Origin of the sequence: Streptomyces sp. NPDC096079 (assembly GCF_040303145.1) — a bacterium.
Taxonomy (GTDB): Bacteria; Actinomycetota; Actinomycetes; order Streptomycetales; family Streptomycetaceae; genus Streptomyces.
This window is the reverse complement of sequence record NZ_JBEOST010000003.1, coordinates 299,754-309,911: the sequence shown is the minus strand read 5'-3', so window position 1 is coordinate 309,911 and position 10,158 is coordinate 299,754. Positions and strand designations below refer to the sequence as shown.

9 protein-coding genes are annotated in these 10,158 nt (G+C 72.0%); 5 read left to right on the top strand and 4 right to left on the bottom strand.

Annotated features, from left to right (window positions below; translation table 11 throughout):
• The first annotated feature begins 288 nt into the window (after positions 1 to 288).
• Complete coding sequence (locus tag ABTY59_RS08840) at positions 289 to 1,104, top strand: MBL fold metallo-hydrolase (RefSeq protein ID WP_352018193.1); 816 nt, start codon at positions 289 to 291, stop codon at positions 1,102 to 1,104.
• Here the strand turns inward: ABTY59_RS08840 and ABTY59_RS08835 are convergent, their stop codons facing one another.
• Together ABTY59_RS08835 and ABTY59_RS08830 are read right to left on the bottom strand one after the other, a co-directional pair.
• A complete protein-coding gene (locus tag ABTY59_RS08835; protein ID WP_352018192.1) occupies positions 1,105 to 2,169 on the bottom strand; it encodes an AI-2E family transporter in 1,065 nt (354 codons plus the stop codon).
• Positions 2,170 to 2,310: 141 nt separating this feature from the next.
• Positions 2,311 to 3,273, bottom strand: a complete 963-nt coding sequence (locus tag ABTY59_RS08830) for a pirin family protein (RefSeq protein ID WP_352018191.1) — start codon at positions 3,271 to 3,273, stop codon at positions 2,311 to 2,313.
• 226 nt (positions 3,274 to 3,499) lie between these two features.
• Here ABTY59_RS08830 and gcvH point away from each other — a divergent pair, with 226 nt between their 5' ends.
• Positions 3,500 to 3,892 carry a glycine cleavage system protein GcvH gene (gcvH, locus tag ABTY59_RS08825; protein ID WP_352018190.1) on the top strand — a complete coding sequence of 131 codons (393 nt, stop codon included), beginning with the start codon at positions 3,500 to 3,502 and terminating at the stop codon, positions 3,890 to 3,892.
• A 71-nt stretch (positions 3,893 to 3,963) separates the two neighbouring features.
• Here gcvH and ABTY59_RS08820 read toward each other — a convergent pair whose 3' ends face one another.
• A complete protein-coding gene (locus ABTY59_RS08820; protein WP_352018189.1) occupies positions 3,964 to 4,473 on the bottom strand; it encodes an SseB family protein in 510 nt (169 codons plus the stop codon).
• Positions 4,474 to 4,616: 143 nt separating this feature from the next.
• On the opposite strand from ABTY59_RS08820, the gene ABTY59_RS08815 reads away from it, so the two are divergent.
• From ABTY59_RS08815 to ABTY59_RS08805, 3 genes are all read left to right on the top strand, one after another.
• A complete protein-coding gene (locus tag ABTY59_RS08815; RefSeq protein WP_352018188.1) occupies positions 4,617 to 6,446 on the top strand; it encodes an acyl-CoA dehydrogenase in 1,830 nt (609 codons plus the stop codon).
• A gap of 142 nt (positions 6,447 to 6,588) precedes the next feature.
• Entirely contained in the window at positions 6,589 to 7,896 is a 1,308-nt protein-coding gene (locus ABTY59_RS08810) for a M18 family aminopeptidase (RefSeq protein ID WP_352018187.1), read from the top strand.
• Positions 7,897 to 7,954: 58 nt separating this feature from the next.
• Positions 7,955 to 8,299, top strand: coding sequence for a hypothetical protein (locus ABTY59_RS08805; RefSeq protein ID WP_352018186.1), 345 nt, complete (start codon positions 7,955 to 7,957; stop codon positions 8,297 to 8,299).
• Here ABTY59_RS08805 and ABTY59_RS08800 read toward each other — a convergent pair.
• Positions 8,296 to 10,089, bottom strand: coding sequence for an NHL domain-containing thioredoxin family protein (locus ABTY59_RS08800; RefSeq protein WP_352018185.1), 1,794 nt, complete (start codon positions 10,087 to 10,089; stop codon positions 8,296 to 8,298). The genes ABTY59_RS08805 and ABTY59_RS08800 overlap by 4 nt on opposite strands.
• Positions 10,090 to 10,158 lie beyond the last annotated feature (69 nt).

Below are 10,158 nucleotides of genomic sequence, written 5' to 3'. Positions count from 1 at the left end.
GCGCGGTAGGCGGGCGCCGCGCGGTAGGCGGGCGCCGCGCGGTAGGCGGGCGCCGCGCGGTAGGCGGGCGCCGCGCGGTAGGCGGGCGCCGCGCGGTAGGCGGGCGCCGCGCGTAGACAGCCGCCGCGCGGTGGACCGCCGCCGCGCGGTAGACGGGCGCCGCGCGTAGACCGCCGCCCCGCGGTAGACCGCCGCCGCGCTGTGGACGGGCGCCGCCGGACGAGCGGGCGCCGGACCTCCGGAGGACACTGGTCTCGTACGGCCGCCGGGGGGACCTCGGAGTGCGCCATGGACATCCACAAGGTCGGCAGCGACACCACGGTGATCGCCGACAGCCTCGAAGCCCCCGGCGTCGGGCACATCCCCGCGAACGCCTACGTCCTCACCGCCGCCGAACCCGTGGTCGTCGACACGGGGCTCTCGGTCGAGGACCGCGACTTCGTCGCCGCGCTGGGCGGGGTCGTGGACCCGGCCGACGTCCGCTGGATCTGGCTCACCCACCCCGACCGGGACCACACCGGCGGGATCTTCGACCTGCTGGAGGCGGCCCCCCGCGCGCGCGTGGTCACGACCTTCCTCGGCATGGGCATCATGATGACCGAGCGGCCGCTGCCCATGGACCGGGTGTACTTCCTCAACCCCGGGGAGTCCCTCGACGTCGGCGACCGCACGCTGCACGCGTTCCGGCCGCCGCTCTTCGACAACCCCGCCACCGTCGGCTTCTACGACGACCGCACCCGGATCTGCTTCAGTTCCGACTGCTTCGGCGGTCCGATGCCGAGCGCCGAGATCGCCGAGAGCGGGCACGCGAGCGACCTGAAGCCGGAGGAGCTGCGGCGGGCGCAGCTGCTGTGGGCGACGCTCGACAGCCCGTGGGTCCACCTCGTGGACCCGGAGAAGTACCGGGCGACGCTCGCGCCGATGGCGGAGATGAACCCGGAGATCGTGCTGTGCACGCATCTGCCTCCGGCCGTGCGGATGACGGACCGGATGCTGCGGACGATCGCGGGGGCCCCGGACGCCGACCCGTTCGTCGGCCCCGACCAGGCGGCCCTGGAACAGCTCCTGGCCTCGTTCGAGCGGGGCGGTCTGACGCCGGCCTGATCAGTCGGCTGCGGGCTCGGGCGGTGTCCCGTACCGCGTCCGCAGTTCCCCCAGGATCCCCGTCGCCGCGGCCGTCAGCGGGACGGCGAGCAGCATGCCCAGGATGCCCGCGACGGACGCGCCGGCGGTGATGGCGAGCATGACGACGGCCGGGTGCATCTGCACGGTGCGGCTCTGGACCATGGGCTGGAGGACGTTCCCCTCGATGACCTGGACCGCCAGGACGATGCCGAGGACCCACAGGGCGATGGCGAAGCCCCGGTCGGCCAGGGCGACGAGGACGGCGACCGCGCCGGAGAGGAAGGCCCCCAGGTAGGGGATGTAGGCGGTGACGAACACGAGCGCGGCGAGACCCACCGCGCCCGGCACGTCGAGGACGACCAGGCCGATGCCGATGAGGACGGCGTCGACGAGGGCGACGAAGGTGGTGCCGCGCATGAAGCCCTCGACGGCCTCGAAGGCGCGGCGGGCCATGGCCTCGACGAGGTCGCCGGTGGCGCGCGGGGCGAGGGAGCGCAGGGCGCCGGCGGCCCGGTCGGAGTCCTTCAGGAAGAAGAAGATGAGGAGGAGGGCGAGGACGGCGGTGGCGAGCATCTGGCCGACGACGCTGACGCCGCTGATGACCCCGGAGGCGGCGGTGCCGCCGAACTTCTCCAGCAGGACCTTGGCGTTCTTGGCGAGGTCGTCGAGGGAGGTCCCGGCCGCGCCGAGGTGCTTCGCGATGTCGGTGGCGGCCTGCCGGAGCGAGGCGACGATCTGGTCGCCGGTGTCGATGAGGGCGACGACGACGATGTACGTGGCGCCGCCGACGACCACGAGGACGGCGGCGACGGTGAGCGCGGCGGCGAGCGACCTGCTGACCTTCATGCGCAGCAGGCGCCGGTAGAGCGGTCCGAGGAGGGCGGTGCCGAGGATCGCGAGCAGGGCGGGGGTGACGGCGGTCTTGAAGACGACGCAGAGCCAGATGAAGACGGCGGCGACGCCGGCGGCGAGGAGCAGGACGACGCACCAGGCGGCGAACCGGCGGACGGGTTCGGGGAGGAGCGGCGCTCGGCTGGTCTGCACCTGATCACCGGACCACGGCCCCCGGCGTGGCGTCGCGCGCTGAGGGCCGTACGGGTGACGGGCCGTCAGCGGGTGTGCGGGGCGGTACGGCGCGGGGCGGGGTGCCCCGTGCCGTACCGCCTCCTTCGTGCGGTCCCGCCGCTACTCGCCCATGCCGTGGACGGCGGGGATCGTGCCGAGGCGGCCGGCCTGGAAGTCCTCGAAGGCCTGGCGGAGTTCGGCCTGGGTGTTCATGACGAACGGGCCGTAGTGCGCCATCGGCTCGCGGATCGGCTGTCCGCCGAGGAGGACGACCTCCAGGTCCGGGGTGTTCCCGTCCTGCTTCTCGTCGGCGCGGACGGTGAGCGCCCCGCCCTTGCCGAAGACGGCGGTCTGGCCGGTGTGGACCGGCCGCCGGTCGGTGCCGACGGTGCCGCGGCCGGCGAGCACGTACGCGAGGCCGTTGAAGTCCTCGCGCCAGGGCAGGCTGATCTCGGCGCCGGGGCGCAGGGTGGCGTGGATCATCGTGATCGGGGTGTGGGTGATGCCGGGCCCCTCGTGGCCGTCGAGCTCGCCGGCGATGACGCGGAGCAGCGCGCCGCCGTCGGGGGAGGTGAGGAGCTGGACCTGGCCGCCGCGGATGTCCTGGTAGCGGGGGGCCATCATCTTGTCGGAGGCGGGCAGGTTCACCCACAGCTGGAGGCCGTGGAAGAGTCCGCCGCTGACGACGAGGGACTCCGGCGGGGCCTCGATGTGGAGGAGGCCGGAGCCGGCGGTCATCCACTGGGTGTCGCCGTTGGTGATGGTGCCGCCGCCGCCCTGGGAGTCCTGGTGGTCGAAGGTCCCGTCGATGATGTAGGTGACGGTCTCGAAGCCGCGGTGGGGGTGCCAGGGCGTGCCCTTGGGCTCTCCGGGCGCGTACTCCACCTCACCCATCTGGTCCATCATGATGAACGGGTCGAGGTACTGGTAGTTGATCCCGGCGAACGCGCGGCGGACCGGGAAGCCCTCGCCCTCGAAGCCCGAGGGGGCCGTGGTGACGGCGAGGACGGGGCGGGCGACGGCGTCCGCGGGGGCGGCGACGCGCGGCAGGGTGAGCGGGTTCTCGACAGTCACAGCGGGCATGACCGGACCTCCTAGGTGCGACCTTGTACGACCACTTTAGTTGAACGCTGAACTTTCTGCCACCAGGAACGCGGAACCGGTCCGCGCCATTCCCGGACCTCTCGCCGGGACGGCCGAAAGCCGCCCGCCCATCCGGGTGAGAGGCGCCTCCGCACCCCCTCCCGCTCCGCAAGGCTGTTCCCGCCGGGCGGACCACCCGGCGCCCGACGACCCCTGGAGGACCCGCATGACGGACTACCCGGACCACCTGAAGTACACGAAGGACCACGAGTGGGTGGAGAAGACGGGCGGCAAGCGCGTCCGTGTCGGCGTCACCTACTTCGCGCAGAAGCAGCTCGGCGACCTCGTCTTCGTGGACGTCACGACCGTGGGCCGCGACGTCGAGGCGGGAGAGCCGTTCGGCACCCTGGAGTCGGTCAAGTCGGTGAGCGAGCTGTACGCGCCCGTGTCCGGCCGGGTCGTGACCGTGAATCCCGAGCTCGAAGGCGACCCCGAGTACATCAACAACGACCCGTACGGAGACGGCTGGATCGTCGAGATCGACGTCGCCGACACCGGCGCGCTGGACGGCCTGCTCAGCGCCGCGCAGTACCGGACGCACCTCGCCGACGAGGGGTAGCGCCACGGGAACGGGCGGGCCCGGCGGCCCCTCAGGGACCGCCGGGCCCGCCCGTGCGCGTACGGCCTCGGTCAGCCGTACATCCGCCGCATCGCGAAGTCGACCATCTGCTCCACGGCCTTGGCGTCGAAGACCATGCGGTGGTCGCCCTCCATGTCGAGGACGAAGCCGTAGCCGGTCGGGAGCAGGTCGATCACCTCGGCGCCGGTGATCACGAAGTACTTCGACTCCTTGCCCGCGTACCGCCGCAGCTCCTTGAGCGAGGTGAACATCGGGATGACCGGCTGCTGGGTGTTGTGCAGGGCCAGGAATCCGGGGTTGTCCCCGCGCGGGCAGTAGACCTTGGAGGTCGCGAAGATCTGCTGGAAGTCCTCCGCGGCCAGGGTGCCGGTCGTGAAGGCGCGCACGGCGTCCGCGAGCGAGGGCGGCGAGGGCTCCGGGTACAGCGGGGGCTGCTGCGGGGCGTACCCGCCGCCCTGCATGCCACCGCCCGGCATGCCGGCCTGCGGCGGGGCGTACTGCCCCTGCGGGGGCGGCGCGTACTGCTGCTGGGCACCCGGGTTCTGCTCGTAGCCGTACATGGGCCATGAGCCTACTGCGTCACAGATGACCCGAATGGGGTTGCTCTTATTACCGGTGGGTAGCATCATCGGAGAGAGCGTGTTGCTACTCGCTGGTACGTGTACGAGGAACCTGCCTCCCCGAGCCTTACGGAGCCGTCGCCATGGGCCACTACAAGTCGAATCTCCGCGACATCGAGTTCAACCTCTTCGAGGTCCTCGGCCGCGACAAGGTCTACGGCACCGGTCCGTTCGAGGAGATGGACGTCGAGACCGCCAAGAGCATCCTCGACGAGATCCGCCGCCTCGCCGAGAACGAGCTCGCGGAGTCCTTCGCCGACGCCGACCGCAACCCCCCGGTCTTCGACCCGGAGACCAACACCGCCCCGGTCCCCGCCACCTTCAAGAAGTCGTACAACGCCTTCATGGAGTCCGAGTACTGGCGCCTCGGCATCCCCGAGGAGATCGGCGGCACCGTCTCCCCGCGCTCCCTCATCTGGGCCTACGCGGAGCTGCTCCTCGGCTCGAACCCGGCCATCTGGATGTACTCCTCCGGCCCGGCCTTCGCCGGCATCCTCTACAACGAGGGCAACGAGGCGCAGAAGAAGGTCGCGCAGATCGCCGTCGAGAAGCGCTGGGGCTCCACCATGGTCCTCACCGAGCCCGACGCGGGCTCGGACGTCGGCGCCGGCCGCACCAAGGCGATCCAGCAGGAGGACGGCTCCTGGCACATCGAGGGCGTCAAGCGCTTCATCACCTCCGGTGAGCACGACATGGAGGAGAACATCCTCCACTACGTCCTCGCCCGCCCCGAGGGCGCCGGCCCCGGCACCAAGGGCCTGAGCCTCTTCCTCGTCCCGAAGTTCGAGTTCGACTGGGAGACCGGCGAGCTGGGCGAGCGCAACGGCGTCTACGCCACCAACGTCGAGCACAAGATGGGCCTCAAGGCCTCCAACACCTGCGAGATGACCTTCGGCGACCAGCACCCCGCCAAGGGCTGGCTGATCGGCGACAAGCACGACGGCATCCGCCAGATGTTCCTCATCATCGAGTTCGCCCGCATGATGGTCGGCACGAAGGCGATCTCCACCCTCTCCACGGGCTACCTCAACGCCCTGGAGTACGCCAAGGAGCGCGTCCAGGGCACCGACCTGGCCAACTTCATGGACAAGGCCGCGCCCAAGGTCACCATCACGCACCACCCCGACGTCCGCCGCTCGCTGATGACGCAGAAGGCGTACGCCGAGGGCATGCGCTCCCTCGTCCTCTACACGGCCTCCGTGCAGGACGAGATCGCGCTCAAGGAGGCGGCCGGCGAGGACGCGAAGGCCCTGCACGGCCTGAACGACCTGCTGCTCCCGATCGTGAAGGGCTACGGCTCCGAGAAGGGCTACGAGCAGCTCGCGCAGTCGCTCCAGACCTTCGGCGGCTCCGGCTTCCTCCAGGAGTACCCGATCGAGCAGTACATCCGGGACGCCAAGATCGACACCCTCTACGAGGGCACCACGGCCATCCAGGGCCAGGACTTCTTCTTCCGCAAGATCGTCCGCGACCAGGGCGCCTCCCTGAACGCGCTGTCCGAGGAGATCAAGAAGTTCCTCGCGGTCGGCACCGGCGGCGAGGAGCTGGCCGGCGCCCGCGACTCGCTCGCCAAGGCCGCCGTCGACCTGGAGGGCATCGTCGGCACGATGATCACCGACCTCACCGCCACCGGCGAGGACGTCAAGAACATCTACAAGGTCGGCCTCAACACCACCCGCCTGCTGCTCGCCTCCGGCGACGTCGTCGTCGGCTACCTGCTGCTCAAGGGTGCCGCCGTGGCCGCCGAGAAGCTCGCCGCCGGCGCCACCGGCAAGGACGTCTCCTTCTACCAGGGCAAGATCGCGGCCGCGAAGTTCTTCGCCGCCAACGTCCTGCCCGGCGTCTCCGCCGAGCGCGCCCTCGCCGACGCCGTCGACGGCTCGCTGATGGACCTGGACGAGGCCGCGTTCTAAGACGCGTCTCGCTCCGCAGGCACGGCCCGTCCCCGGGGAGGGGGGCGGGCCGTTCTGCCGTCCGGCACGGTCTCGTCACGCCCCCGATCACCAGTTTCCGGGGTCCCGAATTCGCATTCCGGTACCTGCGTAAGGTGAACCCATGAGCAGCGCAGCTTCCCGTCCCACCGCCGGCCCCTTCGACCGCGGCCACACCGACGACCTGATGGCCTTCCTGACGGCCTCGCCCTCGCCGTACCACGCGGTGGCGAGCGCCGCCGAACGGCTGGAGAAGGCCGGCTTCCGCCGGGTCGAGGAGACCGCGGCCTGGGACGGGACGTCGGGCGGGAAGTACGTGATCCGCGGCGGCGCGATCATCGCCTGGTACGTGCCGGAGGGCGCCGCCGCCCACACCCCGTACCGGATCGTCGGCGCCCACACCGACTCCCCCAACCTGCGCGTGAAGCCGCGGCCCGACATGGGCGCCCAGGGCTGGCGGCAGGTCGCCGTCGAGATCTACGGCGGGACCCTCCTCAACACCTGGCTCGACCGCGACCTCGGCCTCGCCGGCCGCCTCACCCTCCGGGACGGCAGCCACCACCTCGTCAACGTCGACCGGCCGCTGCTGCGCGTCCCGCAGCTCGCCATCCACCTCGACCGCCAGGCCAACGACGGCCTCAAGCTCGACCGCCAGCGCCACATGCAGCCCATCTGGGGCATCGGCCAGGTCCACGAGGGCGACCTGATCGAGTTCGTCGCCGCCGAGGCCGGTGTCGACGCCGAGGACGTCACCGGCTGGGACCTCATGGTCCACGCGGTCGACGCCCCCGCCTACCTGGGCCGCGACCGCGAGCTCCTCGCCGGACCGCGGATGGACAACCTGCTGTCCGTGCACGCCGCCACCGCCGCGCTCGCCTCCCTCGCGGGCCGCGACGACCTCCCGTACATCCCGGTCCTCGCCGCCTTCGACCACGAGGAGAACGGCTCCGAGGCCGACACCGGCGCCCAGGGCCCCCTCCTCGGCAACGTCCTGGAGCGCTCGGTCTACGCCCGCGGCGGCTCCTACGAGGACCGGGCCCGCGCCTTCGCCGGCACCGTCTGCCTGTCCTCCGACACCGGGCACGCCGTGCACCCCAACTACGCGGAGCGCCACGACCCGACGCACCACCCGCGCGTCAACGGCGGCCCGATCCTCAAGGTGAACGTCAACCAGCGGTACGCCACCGACGGCAGCGGCCGCGCGGTGTTCGCCGCCGCCTGCGAGAAGGCGGGGGTGCCGTGGCAGTCCTTCGTCTCCAGCAACGACATGCCCTGCGGAACCACGATCGGCCCGATCACCGCGGCCCGGCACGGCATCTCGACCGTCGACATCGGCGTCGCGATCCTCTCGATGCACAGCGCCCGCGAACTGTGCGGCGCGGACGACCCGTACCTCCTCGCCAACGCCCTGGTGGCGTTCCTGGAGGGCTGAGCCCTCCGCCGCCCGCGCGAAACATCCGCGAAAGGTCCCGCCTGACAGCGTCGTCCCCATGCACCGTCATGAGGGTCCGCCGCTGCGGAAGTTCGTCACCGTCACCGCCGTCGCCGTGCTCCTGGGCACGACGACGGCGGGCGTCCTGATCGGCCGGTACGACGAACGGCCCCCGTGGGGGACGGACATCGCCTACGAGGGCGGGTTCGTCCAGGCCTCCCGGATCCGCGGCTACGACGTCGACGGCTCGCGCACGAAGGCGCTGCTGGCCGGGGAGTGCGCGCTCATGGAGCGGCAGGGGATGGGCGGCGAGCGGGCCGTGCACGATCCGGCGGCCTGGGTGGCGGGGTGCCTGGACGGGGCCGCGGGGCGCCCGTCCAGGAACCAGGGGATCGTCCGTTAGCCGTCCATGCCGGCGAGGATCAGCGGCAGGCGGGCGACGCCTTCGGCCGTGACCTTCACGGGGACGCCCCAGTCCTGCTGGTGGACGTGGCACGCGGGGTACTCGTTGGCGGGGTCGTCGTCGCAGGACGCGGCCATCGCGGAGACGTGCAGCACGCCCTCGGTCAGCTCCGGGTTCAGGTCCAGCTCGCGGAACAGGTCGGTCCCCGTCCCCTCGCCGCCGAGCAGCAGCTCCGGCGGGGTCGAGGAGACCAGGAGGCGGGTCGAGGGGCCGTACCGCTCGTCCAGCTTCTGTCCGGTCGGCGCCTGGAAGACGACGTCGAGGCGGAGCCGGCCCGGAGCGACCTCGGTGGCCTCGCGCTGCGTCCGGTAGGCGGCGGACTCGACCTGGACGGCCTCCTCGGGCAGCCGCAGCCGGGTCAGCCGGTGCCGGGCGGACTCGACGACCACGATGTCGCCGCCGACGAGGACCGCGTCGCTGGGCTCGCGCAGGTCGGTGGCGAGGGTGGTGACCTCGCCGGTGGCGGGGTCGTAGCGGCGCAGGGCGTGGTTGTACGTGTCGGAGACGGCGACCGAGCCGTCGGGCAGGGCGGTCACGCCCAGCGGGTGCTGGAGCAGGGCCTGCCCGGCCGCGCCGTCGCGGTGCCCGAAGTCGAAGAGCCCGGTGCCGACGGCGGTGTGGACGACTCCCTCCGTGTCGATCCAGCGGACGGCGCTGGTCTCGGAGTCGGCGATCCACAGCCGGTCCTCGGTGGCGGCGAGCCCGGAGGGCTGCGCGAACCAGGCCTCGGCGGCCGGCCCGTCGACGAGGCCCTCGTTCGTCGTCCCGGCGGCGACCTCGACGGTCCCGGTCCCGGGGTCGTACGTCCACAGCTGGTGGACACCGGCCATGGCGATCCACACCTTGCCCTGCCACCAGGCGACGTCCCACGGCGAGGACAGGTCGACGTCGAGCGCCGGGCCGGAGGTCGGGGACCCCTGCCACCACTGCTTCCCGGTGCCGGCGACGAGCTCGACGGCACCGGTCTCCGGGTCGTACGCGCGCAGCGCGTGGTTCACGGTGTCGGCGACGACGACCCTGCCGTCGGGCAGCTGCGCGAGCCCCTGCGGCTCCCGGAAGACGCCTTCGCCGATCCGCCGGACCACGGTCTCGCCGTCCTCGGCGAGCTCGACGAGCTGGTGCCGGGTGGTGTCGGAGACGAGGAAGTTCCCCGACGGCAGGACGAGGGCCTTCCCGGGGAAGCGGAGATCGGTCGCGACGGGCTCGGGCGCCACGTAGGGCCCGTCCCCGCGCCGCAGCGTCCCCTTGGCCTCGTGCTCGGCCTCCAGCTCCTCGACGAGGGTCCGCAGGGCGTTGGCGTGCCCCTCGCCCGCGTGCTGGGCGACGACGTACCCCTCGGGGTCGATGACGACGAGCGTCGGCCACGCGCGCACGGCGTACTGCTTCCAGGTCGCGAGCTCCGGGTCGTCGAGCACGGGGTGGTGCACCTCGTACCGCTCGACGGCGTCGACGACGGCCTGGTGCTCGGCCTCGTGCACGAACTTCGGCGAGTGCACCCCGATGATCACGAGCGTGTCCCGGTGCTTCTCCTCCAGGTCCCGCAGCTCGTCGAGGACGTGCAGGCAGTTCACACAGCAGAAGGTCCAGAAGTCGAGGAGGACGACCTTGCCGCGCAGGTCGGCGAGGGTCAGGTCGTCTCCGCCCGTGTTGAGCCAGCCGCCCTTGCCGATCAGCTCGGGGGCGCGGACACGGGCACGGCGGGGCGCGGGGGTGTGCGCGGAGTCGTTCATGGTTCAAGGGTGCCGTACGGGTGGAAAGTGGGGGCCGGGTGGGGGGACGGGGCGTGTCCCGGGTGGGGG